15 protein-coding genes are annotated in these 19,753 nt (G+C 62.8%); 12 read left to right on the forward strand and 3 right to left on the reverse strand.

Going from position 1 to position 19,753, the window contains the following annotated elements:
* Positions 1–115 precede the first annotated feature (115 nt).
* On the reverse strand, positions 116–6,340 hold the full coding sequence (locus WH299_RS23600) for an amino acid adenylation domain-containing protein (RefSeq protein ID WP_339551434.1): 6,225 nt from the start codon (positions 6,338–6,340) through the stop codon (positions 116–118).
* A 490-nt stretch (positions 6,341–6,830) separates the two neighbouring features.
* On the opposite strand from WH299_RS23600, the gene WH299_RS23605 reads away from it, so the two are divergent.
* The gene (locus WH299_RS23605; protein WP_123476084.1) at positions 6,831–7,622 is read left to right on the forward strand and encodes a helix-turn-helix transcriptional regulator; all 792 of its coding nucleotides are present in this window, start codon (positions 6,831–6,833) and stop codon (positions 7,620–7,622) included.
* Complete coding sequence (gene adeC / locus WH299_RS23610) at positions 7,622–9,073, forward strand: AdeC/AdeK/OprM family multidrug efflux complex outer membrane factor (protein ID WP_339551436.1); 1,452 nt, start codon at positions 7,622–7,624, stop codon at positions 9,071–9,073. Before WH299_RS23605 ends, adeC begins: the two co-directional genes overlap by 1 nt.
* Here adeC and hpaA read toward each other — a convergent pair.
* A complete protein-coding gene (gene hpaA, locus WH299_RS23615) occupies positions 9,000–9,860 on the reverse strand; it encodes a 4-hydroxyphenylacetate catabolism regulatory protein HpaA (protein ID WP_123476086.1) in 861 nt (286 codons plus the stop codon). The genes adeC and hpaA overlap by 74 nt on opposite strands.
* A gap of 127 nt (positions 9,861–9,987) precedes the next feature.
* Here hpaA and WH299_RS23620 point away from each other — a divergent pair, with 127 nt between their 5' ends.
* The 8 genes from WH299_RS23620 to hpaI all read left to right on the forward strand — a co-directional run bounded on the left by WH299_RS23620 (position 9,988) and on the right by hpaI (position 17,289).
* Positions 9,988–10,653, forward strand: a complete 666-nt coding sequence (locus tag WH299_RS23620; RefSeq protein WP_339551437.1) for a fumarylacetoacetate hydrolase family protein — start codon at positions 9,988–9,990, stop codon at positions 10,651–10,653.
* Complete coding sequence (locus WH299_RS23625; protein WP_122727755.1) at positions 10,650–11,420, forward strand: fumarylacetoacetate hydrolase family protein; 771 nt, start codon at positions 10,650–10,652, stop codon at positions 11,418–11,420. Before WH299_RS23620 ends, WH299_RS23625 begins: the two co-directional genes overlap by 4 nt.
* Before the next feature lie 5 nt (positions 11,421–11,425).
* Positions 11,426–12,886 carry a 5-carboxymethyl-2-hydroxymuconate semialdehyde dehydrogenase gene (gene hpaE, locus WH299_RS23630; RefSeq protein ID WP_028617028.1) on the forward strand — a complete coding sequence of 487 codons (1,461 nt, stop codon included), beginning with the start codon at positions 11,426–11,428 and terminating at the stop codon, positions 12,884–12,886.
* Positions 12,887–13,040: 154 nt separating this feature from the next.
* Positions 13,041–13,898 carry a 3,4-dihydroxyphenylacetate 2,3-dioxygenase gene (gene hpaD, locus WH299_RS23635; protein WP_028617029.1) on the forward strand — a complete coding sequence of 286 codons (858 nt, stop codon included), beginning with the start codon at positions 13,041–13,043 and terminating at the stop codon, positions 13,896–13,898.
* A 15-nt stretch (positions 13,899–13,913) separates the two neighbouring features.
* Positions 13,914–14,306, forward strand: coding sequence for a 5-carboxymethyl-2-hydroxymuconate Delta-isomerase (locus WH299_RS23640; protein WP_028617030.1), 393 nt, complete (start codon positions 13,914–13,916; stop codon positions 14,304–14,306).
* Between the two features lie 46 nt (positions 14,307–14,352).
* Positions 14,353–15,657: an MFS transporter gene (locus tag WH299_RS23645; RefSeq protein WP_123476090.1), complete on the forward strand. Its 1,305-nt coding sequence runs from the start codon at positions 14,353–14,355 to the stop codon at positions 15,655–15,657.
* Positions 15,658–15,668: 11 nt separating this feature from the next.
* Positions 15,669–16,472, forward strand: coding sequence for a 2-oxo-hept-4-ene-1,7-dioate hydratase (gene hpaH, locus WH299_RS23650; protein ID WP_122727749.1), 804 nt, complete (start codon positions 15,669–15,671; stop codon positions 16,470–16,472).
* 16 nt (positions 16,473–16,488) lie between these two features.
* Complete coding sequence (gene hpaI, locus WH299_RS23655; RefSeq protein ID WP_339551439.1) at positions 16,489–17,289, forward strand: 4-hydroxy-2-oxoheptanedioate aldolase; 801 nt, start codon at positions 16,489–16,491, stop codon at positions 17,287–17,289.
* Between the two features lie 124 nt (positions 17,290–17,413).
* On the opposite strand, the gene hpaR is transcribed toward hpaI, so the two are convergent.
* Entirely contained in the window at positions 17,414–17,842 is a 429-nt protein-coding gene (hpaR, locus tag WH299_RS23660; protein WP_123476094.1) for a homoprotocatechuate degradation operon regulator HpaR, read from the reverse strand.
* A 206-nt stretch (positions 17,843–18,048) separates the two neighbouring features.
* On the opposite strand from hpaR, the gene WH299_RS23665 reads away from it, so the two are divergent.
* Both WH299_RS23665 and WH299_RS23670 read left to right on the forward strand, forming a co-directional pair.
* The gene (locus WH299_RS23665) at positions 18,049–19,347 is read left to right on the forward strand and encodes an NAD(P)/FAD-dependent oxidoreductase (RefSeq protein ID WP_339551440.1); all 1,299 of its coding nucleotides are present in this window, start codon (positions 18,049–18,051) and stop codon (positions 19,345–19,347) included.
* A 30-nt stretch (positions 19,348–19,377) separates the two neighbouring features.
* Complete coding sequence (locus WH299_RS23670) at positions 19,378–19,743, forward strand: cupin domain-containing protein (RefSeq protein WP_028617036.1); 366 nt, start codon at positions 19,378–19,380, stop codon at positions 19,741–19,743.
* The last annotated feature ends 10 nt before the right edge of the window (positions 19,744–19,753 follow it).

The following is a 19,753-nucleotide window of genomic DNA, read 5'->3' on the forward strand; positions in this document are numbered from 1 at the left end:
AATACCCGCCATCACCCAAATAACGGATATGTACTCCGCCTGATCCAAAATCCAGGTCGGCTGTCAGGCCGCCTTCGCAGGCAAGCCTGCTCCCACAGGGTCCGCATTACCAATCTTAGATTCTGCGCCGCCGGTTGAGCTGAGGAATGGCCGTCTGAGGAACCTCCACCCGCTCCACCTGCGTCGCCGTCTGCGCCGCCAATTGCGCCAACGTCGGATGACTGAACAACGTCCGCGCATCCACCTCCAACCCCGCCTTGCGCATCCGCGCCACCAGGTTCACCGCCAGCAACGAATGCCCACCCAACTCAAAGAAATGGTCATGCCGCCCTACCCGCGCAAGCTTCAACACCTCAGCCCAAATCCCAGCCATCAGCATCTCCACTTCCCCCACCGGCGCTTCATAAGCCCGACTCACCACCGACTCCAACCCCGGTTCCGGCAACGCCTTACGATCAAGTTTTCCCGCGGGATTGAGCGGCAATTCATCCAACTGCACAAACGCCGCCGGCACCATGTACTCCGGCAACTGCTCCAGCACATACGCGCGCAGGGCTTCCAGGCTCGGCGCCTCCACACGCACAGAGAAATAGGCGACTAATCGCTCATCCCGAATCAACACCGCCACTTCCCGCAACGCCGGATGCGCCATCAACCGTGATTCAATTTCCCCCAGCTCCAAGCGCACGCCGCGCAGTTTGACCTGGAAGTCATTACGCCCAAGGAACTCAAGGTTGCCGTCCGGCAGGTAACGCACCAGGTCGCCAGTCCGGTACAGCCGGTCGCCGTCAACAAACGGGCTGTCGATAAAACGTTCGGCGGTCATCTGCTCCAGCCCCAGGTAACCACGGGCCACGCCGACCCCGCCGATATGCAATTGGCCACTGACCCCCATGGGCGTCGGCCTGTCATGTTCGTCCAGCACATACAGACGCGTGTTGTTGATCGCCCGGCCAATCGGCAGTTGCAGCGCAGGCACCGGCGCGTCGGGCTCCAGGGTCCAGGCGCTGCTGTCCACCGTGGCTTCGGTAGGCCCGTAGACGTTATGCAGGCGCACCTTGGGCAAGCGCGCCTGCACGCCACGGGCCAGGGCTTCGGTGAGTTCGCCGCCGCCACACAGCACGTCGGTAAGGCTGGTGCACAGGGCCGACTCTTCCAGTTCAAGAAACTGCTGGAGCATGGCCGGCACGAACTTGATCACGCTGATCTGCTGCTCGCGAATCACCTGCGCCAAGTACGCTGGCTCACGGTGACCATCAGGCCGGGCGAGCACCAACCGCATGCCGTTGGTGAGCGGCCAGAACAGCTCCCACACCGAGCCGTCGAAGCTGAAGGGCGCCCGTTGCAACAGGGCGCCGCCCTCGGCGTTGGGGCACAACTGCGAGCCCCAGTGCATCAGGTTACCGAGGCCCCGATGCTCGATCATCACGCCTTTGGGCGTGCCGGTGGAGCCCGAGGTGTACATCACGTAGGCCAGGTTGGCGACGCTCAAGCCCGGCACCAACGGATTGCCGATAGGTGCCTGGCTCCAGGCGCAGTGGTCGAAGTCGATCACCGGGATCGACACATCACCCGGCAAGTCGCGGGTCGCCGCGTGCACCAGCAACGCAACCGGTTGGCTGTCGTGGAGCATGTAGGCCAGGCGCTCGCGCGGGTAGCCAGGGTCCAGCGGCACATAGGCGCCGCCGGCCTTTAGGATCGCCAGCAAGCCCACCACCAGGTCCAGCCCGCGCTCGACGCACAGCGCCACGCGGGAATCCGGTTGCACCCCGCGTTCGCGCAGGTGGAAGGCCAGTTGATTGGCGCGCTCGTTAAGCTCGCGGTAGGTCAGTTGTCGCTCGCCGGCCTGCACCGCCACGGCGTGGGGAATGTGCCGCGCGTGGGCTTCGAACAGCGCCTGCACGGTGAGGGTTTCGGGGTATGCGGTTTCAGTGGCGTTGAAGTCCACCAGCAAGGTGTTCAACTCGCGGGCGGGCAGAACCTGAATTTCACACAGTGGCGTTTGCGGTGCCTGCTCCAGCGTGTCCGCCAGGTTGACCAGCACGGTTTCGAGGTAATCCAACAAGCGCTCGGCGCCGACCTGGCGCGGGGCCTTGGCCTTGATCCGAAAGCCGCTGCCGATGTCGTCCACGGTCAGCATCAGCGGGTAACTGAGGATGTCTTCACTGCTGAGCAAGGCGATGCCCGGCACCAGGATCAGGTCACGACCGGCGTCGGTGTGGCGGTAGTTGAGCAGGCTGTTGAAGAGTGGCGATGCACTGCTGCAACGCTGGGCCAACGCCAGCGAGGCCTGCTCATGGGCGAGCAAGGCGCTGAGCCGAGCGTGGGTATCGATCAGGGCATCGGCGACGTTTTTCCCGGCCAGGCGCACTCGCAGCGGCAAGGTGTTGATGAACATGCCCAAGGCCCGGTCAGCGCCCTCGCCCGCCTGCAAACGGCCGAGCAAAACCGTGCCGAACACCACGTCATCGCGACCCGCTACGCGGCTGAGCACCTGGGCCCAGGCCAGATGGAACAGGCTGGCCGCGCTCACGCCCAACCCGCGCGCCTGGGCACGCAGGCGCTGATTGAGCCGGTCACTCGGTGCGCGTTCGGCTTCACCGGTGTGCGCCCGGTCCGCCTGGCGTTCCTGAAGCCCGAAGGCCAGTGTTGGCTCGTCGATATCACCCAGTTGCTCGCGAAAGAACGCCTCATGCCCTGCCTGACGTGCCGGCGAACGGGCTTGCGTCACCACATTGCGATACGGCACCGGCACCGGCAGTTGTGCCTGCTGGCCGAGCAAATGGGCGCGGAGTTCCTGCATCAGGATCGTGGTGGACGTGGCATCGTTGACCAGGTGATGGAAGCGCAGACGAGCGATCCAGCGTTGGTGCTGCGGTTCTTCGGCATAGTCCAGGGCCATGAGTGGCGCCTGGCGCAAATCCAGCGGTAAATAGCCCTCGCGCAACGGTTCAACACGTAACAGCGCCTCGCGCCACACCACTTGCATCGGCTGCTCCAGGGCATCCCATACCAGGCTGGTGCGCAGGATATCGTGGCGATTGATCACCTGTTGCAGGGCCTGGGCAAACGCGTCCAACTGCTCGCGCCGGGCAAAACTGAACAGCGCTTGTTGCTGGTACGGATCGCGCTCGTCGGTGATGTGGTGGTAGAGCAAGCCCTCCTGCAACGGCGCCAGCGGGTAGACGTCCTGCACGTTGGCAGCGCCGCCAGGAATGCTCGCGACGATGCGCGCCAGGCTCGCAGGATCCAGTTCGGCCAGGTGAGGTTCGTCCACCTCGCCGTATTCACTGGCCGCCGCCAAGGCCGCCAGGGTCGGCTGGCCGAACAGCACCTGCACATCGGCACGCAGCCCGACCTGGCGCATGCGCTGCACCAATTGCACGGCCAGCAACGAATGCCCGCCGAGTTCGAAAAAGTGGTCGTGACGCCCGATCTGTTGCACCTGCAACAGCTCGGCCCAGAGTTGCGCCAACAGGGATTCCACCCCGGCGTGCGGGGCTTCATACAGGCGCGTGACGAAGGCATCCTGGGTCGGCACCGGCAACGCCTTGCGGTCGAGTTTGCCGTTGGCGGTCAGGGGCAGCGCGTCCAGTTGCGTGTAGGCGGCGGGCAGCATGTAATCGGGCAGCGAGGCCTGCAGGTGGGTGCGCAGGGCTTCGATCTGCACCGCTTCGCGGGGGACGAACCAGGCGAGCAATTGCCCATCGCGTGACTGCACCACCGCCTCCTGCACGTGCGGATGAGTGGCCAGGGCGGATTCGATTTCGCCCAGTTCAATGCGCATGCCACGGATTTTCACTTGATCGTCGTTGCGCCCCAGGTATTCAAGGTTACCCTCCGGCAGCCAGCGCGCGAGGTCGCCGGTGCGGTACATGCGGCCTTCGATAAACGGGTCGTCGAGGAAGCGTTCGGCACTGAGCTCGGGACGGTTGAGGTAGCCCCGTGCGACACCTTTGCCACCGACGTACAACTCCCCCGGTACACCGATGGGCACCGGGCGTTGCTGTTCATCCAGCAAATACACTGTCGCATTGGCGATGGGCGCGCCGATGTGCAACGGCTGGCCCACTTCCATGGGACCGGAGGTGGCGACCACCGTGGCTTCGGTGGGGCCGTAGTTGTTGATCACCGCAAAGGACTGCGCCTGGGTAAAAGACCGCAAACGGTCGCCGCCGATCAGCAGGGTGCGCAGGGTCGGGTGGTGCAGGCCTTGGCTGAAAGCGTACTCGGCCACGGGCGTCGGCAGGAAGCCTACTTGCAGCGGCTGCGCTCGCCACCAGCTGAGCAGCGCGTCGATATCTTCGGCGCCGTCATGAGCCGGCGGCAGGTGCACGGTGGCGCCCACGCACAGCGCAGGCCAGATTTCCCAGGCCATCGCGTCAAACCCGAAGCCGGCGACACTGGCGGTGTGGCTGCCGGCGTGGAGGTCAAAGGCCTGGCAATGCCAGTCCACCAGGTTCGAGACGGTGTGATGCTCGACCATCACGCCCTTGGGCAGGCCGGTGGAGCCTGAGGTGTAGATCACATAGGCGAGGTGGGCGGCGCTGACCGGCACGCGGGGGTTGGTGCCCAGGTGGAAGGTCGGGCGATCCAGCTGGATCACTGGCACCTCCAGCGCAGGCAAACGCGGCAGCAGATCGTGCTGGGTGAGCACCACCACCGGATCGCTGTCTTGCAGCAAATAGCTCAGGCGCTCGGCGGGATGGGCCGGGTCTACGGGTACGTAGCAGGCGCCGGATTTCAGGGTCGCCAGCAACCCCACCAGCGTCTCCAACCCGCGCCGCGCCAGGATCACCACGCGGTCGTCCGGCTGTACACCACGCTCCAGCAGTTGATGGGCCAGCGCATTGGCCTGCTGGTTGAGCTGGGCGTAGCTCAACTGCCGGCCTTGGTACACCGCCGCCACGGCGTCCGGCGTGCGTGCGGCCTGGGCTTCGACGCGGCCGTGCAGGGTTTGCAGGGGCGCGTTGGCCTGGGTGGTGTTGGCCTGGGCGGTGGCGTTCCAGAGTTGCAGCTGGGCCTGTTCGGCGGGCGTCACCAGGGAGAAGTCACTGATCTTCAGCGCGACGTCCTCCAACCCTTGCTCCAGCAGCCAGGTAAAGCGCTGCGCCAAGGCGAGTACTTCATCGTGCTGGAAGTACGCTTCGTTGTAGACGCAATGCAGGCACGCGGTGTCCTGGTAACGGTTGCTGCGCAGGTGGATCGCCAGCGGCAACGGCTCATGATGGTTGGACACCTTGACCGCACGGGCCTCAGTGGTGCCGTAGCGCAGTTCATGATCGTCCTGTTCGAAGGACACCGACAGGTCGAACAACTGACCGCGATCAGTGCGGCGCAAGCCCAGCTCACGGTTCATCTCGCTCAGGGGAAAACGCTGGTGGCGGAAGTCCTGCTTCAGTTGGTCGCGAACCCCACGGACTAAAGCGCTGAACGGCAACTGCTCATCGAACTGCAAACGCACGGCGCTGACCTGGGTGAACAGCCCGACGGTGGAACGAAAACGCGCATTGGAGCGGTTAAGAATCGGCAGCCCCACCACCCATTCCGGGCGCTGGGCGGTGCGGGTGAAATACACATACATCGCCGCCAGCAGTACATGAAATGCCGAGGACTGGTAACGGTTCGCCACTTGTTCCATGCGGTTGAGCAGCGCCACCGGAAACGCTTGGGCCAGGGTATTGCTGGACGCCTTGGCATTATTGCGCGGCGTCAGCAATGGTTCCGGCAGCACCTGGTATTTGCCCAGCCAATACCCACGGTCGCGGGCATAGCGGGCCGAGGCGTGATAGCGCTCATCCGCGTCAATAAAGTCGATGTAGGACGGCGCAAGGAGCTCCGGTTGCCGAGCTTGTTGCAGGTCGGTGTACAGCCGGGCCAGGGATTGCAGCATCTGGCCGAAGCCCCAGCCGTCGAGGATCAGGTGGTGGGCCTGGGTGCCGAGGCGGTAGTGGTCGTCGTCGAGCTTGACCAGAAAGAAGCGAAACAGCGGCGCGCCCTGCAGGGTGAATGGCCAGGCCATTTGCGCCTGCATCAGCGCCTGGCTGGCGGCCTTTGGATCAGGCTCGCCAGAAACATCATGCAGGGCCATGTCGACAGGCAACGTGGTAGCGAAGGTCTGCCGAGGCAAACCGTTGGCGTCGGTGTGCAGTTGCGTGCGTAACGCATCGTGCTTGAGCACCAGCAACTCGATGGCGCGCTGCATCAGGTCTTGCGCGATGGGGCCGGCAAAATCCACATAGCCGCCGATGTTGTACAGCGGCGAATCGCCCACGCGCAGTTGGTCGAGCCAGATGTCCTGTTGGGCGGCGGTGAGGGGGAAGCTGGAGGAATGCTTCATAAGATCCTTCTCATGGGGTTCAGGCACTGGCCGCGCAGGGAGGCCCATTACGACGAATAGGCCGGATTGGAGCATGAGGGATCGAGGCTGTCTGACACCCTAAACCCGGACATCCAAATGGATAGATTGAGCTTGGCTGAAGGTTCACTGCTGAAACGATTAAAGCCGTGTAGGAAATTGGCTACACCTGACCGCTGTAAGTATTCATTGATAGTTTTTAAAAATAATTATTTTTAGTTATTTATCAAATAGTTAAATAAAAATAAAAGTCTCTTCTGATTTATTTTGGCCGGAATTGCCTCTCAGAAACGTCGAATTAATGACGTGGTTTTTATGGCAGGTTGTGTCCCTCGTTTCCGCTACATACGTAGGACGAATCCCCTGGCTAAATACAATCTCGACTACCGACTCTGGTGTGTGAGCAACGGATCGCCCCCGCAGTGGCCCAGAGAGTTTGTTGAAGGTTTTCGATTTCAAGGATGAGATGGCTATGAGTTTGACCAGCAGTATTGCCAACCCGCAAAGCCCGAATTTCTATGCCGAAATGGGCGAGTTAATTGCCAGTAGTGGCCAAACGGATTTCGCCGCACACATGCTGCACCTGGTGGACAAGTGGGTGCCGATCCACCTGGTGGACCTCAGCGAATGGACCCTCGACGAGCTGCGCGACCGCGTACTCGATATCAAGCTGCTTGGCAGCGCCGGCCAGACCCAGGACCTCCCGCCGCTGGTGTTGAACTCCATGGACGACCACCCGTTGCTGCGGGAAATGCTTGGCATGCAGGACCCGCTGTTGGTCCAGTTGAAGGCCAAGGCCAAGAGCGTGTTCCCGCGAGGCACCTCACACCAGTGCAACCTGGTGTCGCGCCAGGGCAACCGGCGCTGCGTGATTTCGTTTTATCGCCCACCTAACCATCGCGGGTTTTCCCTGGCCGAGTTGTCGTTTCTCAAGTGCCTGTCGGACACCCTGCTGCCACTGATCGAATGCCACGCCCAGAGCCTGCGCCAGGCGCCCCATCCCGAGGCCGAACCGGCCCACACTTTGCTGGAGCAATCCCAATTGCAGCGTGAGTTCTACAAGCGCTTGTCCCTCGGTGAAATCACTCTGTCGGCACGCGAACAAGAGGTGTGCCTGGGCCTGCTGACCGGTGGCACCGTGCCGCAGATGGCGGAAAAACTCAGCGTGAAGAACAGCTCCATCGAAACCTACCTCAAGCGCGCCGCCGCCAAGTTGGGCGTGAGTGGCCGACATGGCCTGGCCAAATGGATGGTTGGCGCCTGATGAATAAATTGAGCGCATTCGCGATGGCAGGGCTGCTTGGCGGCTGCTCGTTGATACCGGATTATCACCGGCCTGAGGCGCCCGTGCCGGCGCAGTATCCCCAGGAAGGGGTGTACGCGCTGGCGCAATCCGGCACGTCGGACTGGCGGCAGTTGTTTCATGACCCGGCGTTGCAACGGTTGATTGGCGAGGCCTTGGTCAACAACCGCGACCTGCGGGTGGCGGCGCTGAACGTCGAGGCGTTCCAGGCGCAATACCGCATCCAGCGTGCGGACCTGTTTCCGGCCGTTTCTGCCACCGGGGCCGGGCAACGTCGGCGTTTGCCGGGGGATGTGACCGGCACGGGCAAATCTGCCATTACGTCGAGCTATTCCGCGACCCTGGGCATCAGCGCCTATGAACTGGATCTGTTCGGCCGCATCCGCAGTCTCAGCGAACAGGCGATGCTCACCTACCTCGGCACCGAAGAGGCCCGGCGCAGCGCGCAGTTGAGCCTGGTGGCCAACGTCGCCAATGCCTACCTGACCTGGCGCGCCGACCAGGAACTACTGGCCCTGGCCCGACAAACGCTGGTGGCCAACGAGCACAGCCTGCGCCTCACCAGCCGCAGTAAAACCGCCGGCAAGGCGTCGGCACTGGATGTGGTGCAAGCCAGTACCAGCGTCGAAAGCACCCGCGCCAGCGTGGCCCGTTATGAGCGCCAGGTCGCCCAGGACCTCAACAGCCTGGCTCTATTGGTGGGTGGCCCGGTGGACGAACAACTGCCGTCGCGCCCACTGGCAGATGACTTAGTCGCAAGGGTGCCGGCCGGCCTGCCTTCGGACCTGCTGCAACGCCGTCCGGATATCCTCCAGGCCGAGTACCAACTGCGCGCCGCCAATGCCAATATCGGCGCCGCACGCGCTGCGTTTTTCCCTTCCGTGAGCCTCACCGCCAATGCGGGCAGCACCAGTACAGAGCTGTCGGGACTGTTCAAGGGCGGCTCCGGCAGTTGGACGTTCCAGCCGCAGATCAACCTGCCGATCTTCAACGCCGGCAGCCTGCGCGCCAGCCTCGACTACGCCAAGCTGCAAAAGGACATCACGGTGGCGCAGTACGAAAAATCCATCCAGACCGCCTTCCAGGAAGTCGCCGATGGCCTCGCGGCCCGGCAGACCTATACCGACCAGCTGGAGGCACAACGGGATTTCGTCGCGGCCAACCAGCAGTATTACAACCTGGCCGAACACCGCTACCGCAGCGGCGTGGACAGCAACCTCACCTTCCTGGATGCGCAACGTACGCTGTTCAGCTCGCAACAGGCGCTGATCGTCGACCGCCTGGCGCAGTTGGTGGCCGAGGTGAAGTTGTACACGGCGCTGGGCGGTGCGTGGCAGGTCAGCGCAAGCCCGACTGCCGCAGCCGATACTCCCCCGGCGTCACCTGCGCATACCGAAGGAAAAACCGGCTGAAATACGCCGGGTCCTTGAAGCCGAGCTGGTAGCAGATTTCATTGGCGGAACTGCCGGTGAACAGCAGCAGGCGCTTGGCTTCCTGCATCACGCGCTCAAGAATCAGGCGCTTGGACGGCAGGTCGGCCAGGCGCCGGCATACCTCATTCAGGCGTGCCTCGGTCACGCCAATCCCCTCGGCATAGCGCGCCAGCGGCCAGTGTTCCAAGTAGTGCGCCTCGATCAACTCGTTGAAGCGATGGAAGATGCGCAGGTCTTCGTGGCGGGTCGGGCGCGCGGGTAACGAGTGGGCGCACAGCCGCAGCAGGCGAATCATGATCAGCCGCGTCAGGCTATCCAGTGCCGCCGCGCGCCCTGCCCGCTCGGCGTTGATCTCATCGTTCAACTCTTCGAACAATCGATCCAGGCCTTGATCACCCGCCGTCAGCGCCACGCAGGCGGCGCCGGACGCCAGGCTGGGGTCGGCGTCGATCAATCCCCACACCAACTGCTGACGCACGGTCAGCACATGCCCATCGGCATCCGCCTCGGTGACAAAGGCGTGGGGCACCGTGGGCGGCGTGAGGAAGAACATCGGCCCGGACTCCAGGTACTGACGATCATCCAAGTACACCCGCACCGCGCCGCTTTTCACGTAATGCACCTGGAAAAACCGGTCATGCCGATGCACGGGCATGTTGCGCCCGAAAAAGCCCGCCAGGTTGCCGAGCTTGTCGTAGTGCACCTCGGCATCGCTGTAACGCTGGTCGTAGACCTGCCCGATATTGATATTGGGAATCGGCTGCACGCTGCCCCCTTGTTGTTATTTGAATGCCAGGGATTTTGCCACGCTTGACGGTAGTTAACATATTAATTATAACGTTAACAACTTAACGAACTGCCTATGCAGCAGTCGCCACCGTCAGGAGAAACGCATGAGCCGTACCCTGCATGATGTTGCCAGCGGCACCCTGTTCGGCGTTGCGCTGAACTACCAGGGCCTGCTGGACCAGCATCTCACCGCCTTCCAGCAAGCGCCCTACCAGAAGCCGCCGACCAAGCCGGTGCTGTTTATCAAGACCCCGAATACGCGCAATCAGCACGATGCGGTGGTGCTTCACCCACAGGGCGAACGCCTGCAACCCGGCCCGGCATTGGGCGTGGTGATCGGCCAGCGCGCCAGCCGCGTCAGCCTGGACAATGCCATGGCCCACGTGGCCGGTTATGCGGTGGTCAACGAGTTCAGCCTGCCGGAAGACAGCTACTACCGCCCCGCCGTCAAAGCCAAATGCCGCGATGGGTTCTGCGCGCTGGGGCCGGCGTTCGTGCCACGGGACCAGGTGGGCAACCCCAACCAACTGAGCCTCAAGCTGTGGGTCAACGGCGAACTGCGCCAGGAAAACTCCACCGCGAACTGGGTGCGGGACATCCCGCAATTGATCGCAGAGATCAGCGAGTTCATGACCCTGTACCCCGGCGACGTGCTGATCACCGGCACGCCCGAAGGCCGTGTGGATGTGGTGCCGGGCGACACCGTTGAAGTAGAGATCAGTGGCGTGGGCCGCCTGACCAGCCATATCCAGGCGGAGACCCCAGCATGAAACACGCCCGCATCCGCTATGAAGATAAAATCCACGCGGTAACGGTCGAAGCCGACAATGCCGTGCGCCTGAACGACGGTCGCCTGCTCGCCGAAGATCAGGTCGAGTGGCTGCCCCCGGCCACCGGCAACATGTTCGCCCTCGGCTTGAACTACGCTGACCACGCCGCTGAACTGGCCTTCACGCCGCCGACCGAACCGCTGGCGTTCATCAAGTCCGTCGGCACCTACACCGGCCACCGCCAGGTCACCTGGCGCCCGGATAACGTCGCCTACATGCACTACGAGTGCGAGCTGGTGGCGGTCATCGGCAAGGCCGCGCGCAACGTCAAACGTGCCGACGCCCTGGACTACCTGGCCGGCTACACGGTGTGCAACGACTACGCGATCCGCGACTACCTGGAAAACTACTACCGCCCCAACCTGCGCGTGAAAAACCGCGACGCCACCACCCCGGTCGGCCCGTGGATCGTCGACGTGGCTGAAGTGCCCGACCCAGGCAACCTGACCCTGCGTACCTGGATCAACGGTGAACTGCGCCAGGAGGGCAGCACCCGCGACATGATTTTCGACATCCCCTATCTCATCGAATACCTGTCTAGCTTCATGACCTTGCAACCGGGCGACATGATCGCCACCGGCACGCCCGAGGGCCTGGCCGATGTGGTGCCTGGCGATGAAGTGGTGGTGGAAGTCGAAGGCGTGGGCCGCCTGGTCAACCGAATTGTCAGCGAGGCGGAGTTCTTCTCTGCCCGGAAAGAGGCGTAAGCAGCATGATCAAACACTGGATCAACGGCCGCGAGGTCGAAAGCAAAGACACCTTTATCAACTACAACCCGGCCACCGGCGAGGCGATTGGTGAGGTTGCCAGCGGCGGTGCCGAGGAAGTCGCGTTGGCCGTGGCGGCAGCCAAGGAAGCCTTCCCCAAGTGGGCTAATACTCCGGCCAAGGAGCGCGCACGCCTGATGCGCAAGCTCGGTGAATTGATCGAACAGAACGTGCCGCACCTGGCCGAGCTGGAAACCCTCGACACCGGCCTGCCCATCCACCAGACCAAGAACGTGTTGATCCCACGGGCTTCGCACAACTTCGACTTCTTCGCCGAAGTCTGCACGCGCATGGACGGCCACAGCTACCCGGTGGACGACCAAATGCTCAACTACACCCTCTACCAACCGGTAGGCGTGTGCGGATTGGTGTCGCCGTGGAACGTGCCGTTCATGACCGCCACTTGGAAGACCGCGCCGTGCCTGGCACTGGGTAATACGGCGGTACTGAAGATGTCGGAACTGTCGCCGCTGACCGCCAATGAACTGGGGCGCCTGGCGGTGGAAGCCGGCATCCCCAACGGCGTGCTCAATGTGATCCAGGGCTATGGCGCCACGGCCGGTGATGCGCTGGTGCGCCACCCGGACGTGCGGGCGATTTCCTTTACCGGCGGCACCGCCACCGGTAAGAAGATCATGCAGACCGCCGGCCTGAAGAAGTACTCCATGGAGCTGGGCGGCAAGTCGCCGGTGCTGATCTTCGAGGACGCCGACCTGGAGCGCGCCCTCGACGCGGCGCTGTTTACCATCTTCTCCCTGAACGGCGAGCGCTGCACCGCCGGCAGCCGGATCTTTATCCAGGAAAGCGTGTACCCGCAGTTCGTCGCCGAATTTGCAGCGCGCGCCAAACGCCTGATCGTCGGTGACCCACAGGATCCGAAGACCCAAGTCGGTTCGATGATCACCCAGGCGCATTACGACAAGGTCACCGGCTACATCAGGATTGGTCTCGAGGAAGGCGCCACCTTGCTCGCCGGCGGCCTGGAACGCCCGGCCAACCTGCCGGCGCATTTAAGCAAAGGCCAGTTCATCCAGCCGACCGTATTTGCCGATGTGAACAACAAGATGCGCATCGCCCAGGAAGAAATCTTCGGCCCGGTGGTGTGCCTGATCCCGTTCAAGGACGAAGCCGAGGCCCTGCAATTGGCCAACGACACCGAGTACGGCCTGGCCTCCTACATCTGGACCCAGGACATCGGCAAAGCCCATCGCCTGGCGCGCGGGATTGAAGCCGGCATGGTATTTATCAACAGCCAGAACGTGCGCGACCTGCGCCAGCCGTTCGGCGGGGTCAAGGGCTCCGGCACCGGGCGTGAAGGCGGCCAGTACAGCTTTGAAGTGTTTGCCGAGATCAAGAACGTGTGCATTTCCATGGGCAGCCATCACATCCCGCGTTGGGGTGTGTAGTTCGCACATGTTTGCTTTCCTGTGGGAGCCGGGCTTGCCCGCGATGCAATCGACTCGGTACACCTGAGACACCGCGTCGCCTGCATCGCGGGCAAGCCCGGCTCCCACAAGGATCTCGCTGGCCTTACAACAATAACTATTCAGGAGAATCATCATGGGCGAAGTGGTCCTGGCGGCGAAGATCTGCCACGTACCGTCGATGTACCTGTCGGAACTGCCCGGCAAGCATCACGGCTGTCGCGAAGCGGCGATTGCCGGGCATAAGGAAATCGGCCGTCGCGCCCGCGAACTGGGCGCCGACACGGCGGTAGTGTTCGACGTGCACTGGCTGGTCAACAGCGGTTACCACGTCAACTGCGGCGAGCAGTTCCAGGGCACCTACACCAGCAACGAGCTGCCACACTTCATCAAGAACATGGACTACGCCTACCCCGGTTGCCCCGAGCTGGGCGAATTGATCGCCGCCGAGGCCAACGCGGCCGGCGTGCGCAGCATGGCCCACAACATCCCGAGCCTGGAGCTGGAATACGGCACGCTGGTGCCCATGCGCTACATGCACATGGGGGTGCCGGAGGATGAGACATTCAAGGTCATTTCCATCGCCGCCTGGTGCGCCTGGCATCGCCTGGAAGACAGCTTTGCCTTTGGCGCCGCCGTGCGCCGGGCCATCGAGAAGAGCGACCGCAAGGTGCTGGTGCTGGCCTCCGGCTCACTGTCCCATCGCTTCTCGGATGACCGCCAAGCCGAAGCGAATATCCACAACTGGACCCGCGAGTTCGACAAGCAGATGGACCTGCATGTGGTGGAGATGTGGAAGCAAGGCCGCTTCAAGGAGTTCTGCGCGATGCTGCCGGACTACGCCGAACACTGCTTCGGCGAAGGCAAGATGCACGACACCGCCATGCTCCTGGGGCTGCTCGGTGGGCCGGACTATGCCAAGGCGGCGGAGATCATTACGCCGCCGTTCGGCAGCTCGGGCACCGGCCAGATCAACGCGATTTTCCCGCTGTAAACCTGGGAGAAACCCATGCCGCACTTTATCGCCGAGTACACCGACAACATCGAACAACAGGCCGACCTGCCCGGCCTGTTTGAACAGGTCCACCGCGTGCTGGGAGACAGTGGCGTATTCCCCCTCGGCGGTATCCGCAGCCGTGGCGTGCGCCTGGACACCTGGCGCATGGCCGACGGCAAGCACGACTACGCCTTTGTGCACATGACCCTCAAGGTCGGCCACGGTCGCGACCTGGCCACGCGCCAAGCGGTAGCCGAGGCGTTGTTTGCGGTGATCACCACACACTTCGCCGAGCTGCAGGCGCAACGTTTGCTGGCGCTGTCGTTCGAGATGGTCGAGCTGCACCCGCAGCTGAATTTCAAGCAGAACAATGTGCATGCGTTCCTGAACAATCCGACGGGGTAGATCCCGTCGCTCCCCTCACGGCCTCTCAGACAAAAAGTACAACATCATGAGCACAGCCCAATCGACTGCCAGCCGCGTGCTGGCCGAGCATGACCGCACCCATCGTTCAGTGACCTGGCGCCTGATGCCGCTGTTGCTGGTGTGTTACCTGTTCGCCCATCTGGACCGCATCAACATCGGCTTCGCCAAGATGCAGATGAGCAGCGACCTGCAGTTCAGCGACACGGTGTACGGCTTCGGCGCCGGGTTATTCTTTATCGCCTACGCGTTGTTTGGCGTGCCGAGCAACATGGCGCTGGACCGCGTCGGCCCCCGGCGCTGGATCGCCAGCCTGATGGTGGTGTGGGGCCTGCTGTCCACCGGCATGCTGTGGGTAGAAAGTGCCAAGGGCTTCTACGTGCTGCGCTTTCTGCTGGGGGTCGCCGAGGCCGGCTTTTTCCCAGGCATCCTGGTGTTTCTCAACCGCTGGTACCCGGCACGCCGCCGCGCCCAGGTCACCGCGTTGTTTGCCATCGCCGTGCCCATGGCCGGCGTGTTGGGCGGGCCGTTGTCCGGGGCGATCCTTGAACATTTCCATGATGTAGGCGGCCTGCGCGGCTGGCAGTGGATGTTCCTGATCGAGGGCCTGCCGGTGGTGCTGCTGGGGCTGGTGGTGCTCAAGTGGTTGCCGGACGGTTTCGACTCGGTGCACTGGTTGACGGCCGAGCAAAAACTTCAGCTGCACACCCAACTGCGTAGCGAAGAACAGCGCAAGACCATCACCTCGTTCGGCGGCATCCTGCGCGACCCGCAGGTGTGGTTGCTGGTGGCGGTGTATTTCGCGGTGATGCTGGCGGTGAACACCCTGGCGTTCTGGATGCCCACGCTGATCCACGGCGCCGGTATCGGCCGCGACAGCCAGGTCGGCCTGCTGAGTGCCGTGCCGTACCTGGCCGGGTGTTTCTTCATGATCGGCTGCGGGCGCTCGTCCGATCGCCACCGCGAACGTCGCTGGCACCTGTGCGTGCCGCTGCTGATGGCTGCCGTCGGCATCGCCGTGGCGGGCCTGGCGCCGGGCAACCCGCTGCTGGTGATGGGCGGGTTGGTGGTCGCTGGCATGGGTGCCAGCGCGGCCTTGCCGATGTTCTGGCAACTGCCGCCAGCGTTTCTCTCCAACACCACCCAGGCGGCCGGCATCGCCATGATCAGCTCGTTCGGCAGCGTCGCCGCGTTCCTCGCGCCCTACCTGATCGGCTGGATGCGCGACGCCACCCAGAGCGCCAGCCTGGCGCTGTACGTACTCGCTGCATTTATCGCCCTCGGCGGCCTGCTGGTGCTGCGCACCCACGCCGCCATCGTCAATCCCCGTTAAGGACCGTTGCCATGCTCGACTCCCAGCAAATTCTTGCCGCCGCTGCCCACCTGGACCGCGCCGAACGCAGCCGCGAACAAGTGCGCCAGTTTTCCCTCGACTACCCAGGCATCACCATTGAGGATGCCTACGCGATCCAACGCGCCTGGGTCGCGCAGAAGATTCAAGACGGTCGCACGCTGAAGGGCCACAAGATCGGCCTCACCTCGCGGGCCATGCAGGTTTCGTCAAACATCACCGAACCGGACTACGGCGCCCTGCTCGATGACATGTTCTTCGACGAAGGCAGCGACATTCCCTTCGAACGCTTCATCGTGCCGCGGGTGGAAGTGGAGCTGGCGTTTATCCTCGGCAAACCCCTCAAGGGCCCGAACTGCACGGTGTTCGATGTGCTCGACGCCACCGAATGGGTGATCCCGGCGCTGGAGATCATCGACGCACGTATCCAGCAGGTCGACCCGCACACCAACGCGACGCGCAAGGTCTTCGACACCATCTCCGACAACGCCGCGAATGCCGGCGTGGTGCTGGGCGGCCGTGCCGTGCGCCCCACCGAAATCGACCTGCGCAAAGTGCCGGCGGTGCTGTACCGCAACGGCGTGATCGAGGAATCCGGCGTTTCCGCCGCCGTGCTCAACCACCCGGCCAAAGGCGTGGCCTGGCTGGCGAACAAACTGGCACCGTATGACGTGACCCTGCTGCCGGGGCAGATCATCCTCGGCGGCTCGTTTACGCGCCCGGTCGCGGCTCGCCCTGGCGACACCTTCCACGTCGACTACGACCTGCTCGGCTCGATAGCCTGCCGCTTCGTCTGAACCCTGGAGGATTGCCATGGACATGCCCGTCAACCGCTTCAAACAACGCCTGCGCAACGGCGACGTACAGATCGGCCTGTGGCTCGGCCTGGCCGACGCCTATTGCGCGGAACTGGCCGCCAATGCCGGTTTCGACTGGCTGCTGATCGACGGCGAACATGCGCCCAACCACCTGCAAGGCATGCTCGCCCAGTTGCAGGCCGTGGCACCCTACCCCAGCCAGGCGCTGATCCGCCCGGTGATCGGAGACAGCGCATTGATCAAGCAACTGCTGGATATCGGCGCCCAGACCCTGCTGGTACCTATGGTCGAAAGTGCCACCCAGGCCCGCGAACTGGTGCGCGCGATGCGTTATCCACCCCAAGGGATCCGGGGTGTGGGCAGTGCACTAGCGCGAGCTTCACGTTGGAACAGCATCCCTGGCTACCTCGACCAGGCGGATGAACAGATGTGCCTGCTGGTGCAAATCGAAAACCTTGAAGGCCTGGCTAACCTGGATGAGATTGCTGCCGTCGAGGGCGTAGACGGTGTGTTTATAGGCCCGGCGGATTTGAGTGCGTCGATGGGGCATCGCGGCAATCCTGGGCATCCCGAGGTGCAAGCGGCGATTGAAGACGCCATCGGGCGCATCGTGAAGTCGGGCAAGGCGGCTGGGATTCTGAGTGCCGATGAAAACCTGGCGCGGCGCTATATCGAATTGGGTGCGACGTTTGTGGCGGTCGGCGTGGACACCACAGTGTTGATGCGCGGATTGCAGGCGCTGGCCGGCAAGTTCAAAGGCGTTCCCGACGCCACCCCCGTCGGAGGAGTCTACTGACATCTCCTGTGGGAGCTGGCTTGCCTGCGATGGCGGTGGTCCAGTAACAAATGAGCTGGCTGACCCACTGCCATCGCAGGCAAGCCAGCGCCCACCTTTGAACGGCGGTGATCCAGGTATTGATTCAACGCTTGATATTGATGTTCTTCAAGTCATCCAGCAGACCCAACAGGGTCTGCAACTTCTCTTCGCCCAACTGATCCTGCAAACGCTGGTAGTTGGCCTCCATGCATTGGCTCATGGACTCGAAACTGGCCTTGCCCTTGTCGGCCAATGTCACCAGCACCCGGCGCTGGTCCTGCTCGGCTTTGCGCCGGTGCACCATGCCGGCGGCTTCCATGCGCACCAGCACGCCGGTCATGCTCGGCTTGAGGATGCAGGCCAGTTCGGCCAGTTGGTAGATCTCCAACTCACCGTACTGTTCAAGGATGCGGATGATCCGCCATTGCTGTTCGGTCAGGCCGTGTTCGTTCAAGGACGGGCGGAAGAAACTCATCGCGGCTTCGCGGGCTTGCAGCAGGGTCAAGGTCAGGGACTGGCGAGGTTTGAGCATAGGATCAGGGTCACGACGGATTTAGTTAATAATTTAACGAAACTCTAGCATTCCCAGTCCAGGAGCGCGCTATAACTTGTCTATCGCACCGCCCATGGCGCGCAGAATCAAAAGCCTGGGCACGCAGGATCAAGACTTCCACCCCGCCAGGGCCCCTAATGGAGGCATCCGCTTTAGAGCCTTCCTTCACCTTTTCAGGCTGCGCCATGATCAACATCGAAACCCCCACGTATTACACCGCCACCAAGAAATACAACCTCAGCTTCCCGACCCTGGAACAGGACATCGACGCCGATGTGGTGGTGATCGGCGGCGGTTTCTCCGGCATCAACACGGCCCTGGAACTGGCGGAAAAAGGCATCACCAATATCGTCGTGCTTGAGGCACGTTACCTGGGCTTTGGCGGCACCGGCCGCAATGGCGGGCAGATCATGGCGGGGATCGGCCATGACCTGGAGAAAATCAAGAAGGACGTCGGCGAAGACGGCCTGCGCCAGGTGTTCGAGATCAGCGACCTGGGCGCCGACATCATCAAGAGCCGCATCGCCAAGTACAACATCGACGCGGACTTCTGCCACGGCTACGGCTACATGGGTTTCAACGCCCGCCAGGAAAAAACCCTGCGCGCCTGGGAAAAGGACTTCAAGTCGATCAACAGCCAGCACGAGGTCCGCTTTCTCGGCGGTTCCGACGTGCAGCAGATCATTGGTTCCAAGGCCTACAGCAGCGCCTTGCTGCACATGGGCGGCGGGCACGTGCATTCACTGAACCTGTTGCTGGGCGAAGCCACCGCGCTGGCCAGCCATGGCGTGCGGATTTTCGAGAACAGCCCGGCGTTGGAGGTCAGCTACGGCGAGCGCATCACCGTGCGCACCGGACGCGGCTCGGTGCGCGCCAGCAAATTGCTGTGGGCCTGTGACAGTTTTCTCAACAAGCTGGAGCCTGAGCTGCACCGCTCGACCATCAACACCTACGCATTCCAAATGATGACCGAGCCGTTGTCCGAGGAACTGATCCAGCGCATCAGCCCGATTCGCGGGGCCTACAGCGACATCCGCCCGGTCATCGACTATTACCGCGTCACCAATGAAAACCGCCTGCTGTTCGGTGCCGCCACACCGCTGGTGGAGCACATTCCCGGCGACCTCAAGGCGTGGAACCGCAACCTGATGCTGAAGATCTTCCCCTACCTCAAGGACGTGAAGATCGACCTGGCCTGGGGCGGCCCGATGGCGTGCAGCCCCAACCTGTTCCCGCAGATCGGCACCTTGCCAGGGCGCAGCAACGCGTTTTTTGTGCAGGGCTATTCCGGCTTCGGCGTGACCCCCAGCCACATCATCTGCAAGGTCCTGGCCGAAGGCATGAGCGAAGGCTCGGCGCGCTATGACCTGGTCAGCTCGATTCATCGCCCGACCATCCTCGGCAAGGACGCGATCCGGCCCATGCTGCTGACGGCGGGCAAATCCTGGCACCAACTGTCCGGTTATTGGAACGGGCGCCGCTAACCCCCTTTTTTCTCATCAGGAGCAACTGCCATGACCCTCACTACGCTCAAACACAACATCCAGCTGTCGGAACTCGACCCCTGGGGCACCGTGGCCGACCTCGGTTCGCAGATTCTCGAAGGTGAAGTGCGTGCCTTTGGCAAGATGACCTTCGGCGCGCCCACCGACCCGGTCAGCAGCGCCTATTTCGGCACCACCCAGGGCAAGTTCCGCATGGTCTACCCGTTTGCCGAACAGGCCACGGTGGTCACCGGTGAAGTGCTGCTCACCGACGAGTCCACTGGCCAAACCACGCGCTACAAAAGCGGTGATAGCTGGTTCGTGACCAAGGGCACGCCGGTGCTGTGGGAAGTGCTCAGCGAAAGCTTCGTCAAACACTACTTTGCCGTCGTGTAAGGGAGGCGTT

Source organism: Pseudomonas sp. MYb541 (assembly GCF_037479595.1).
GTDB lineage: Bacteria > Pseudomonadota > Gammaproteobacteria > Pseudomonadales > Pseudomonadaceae > Aquipseudomonas > Aquipseudomonas canadensis.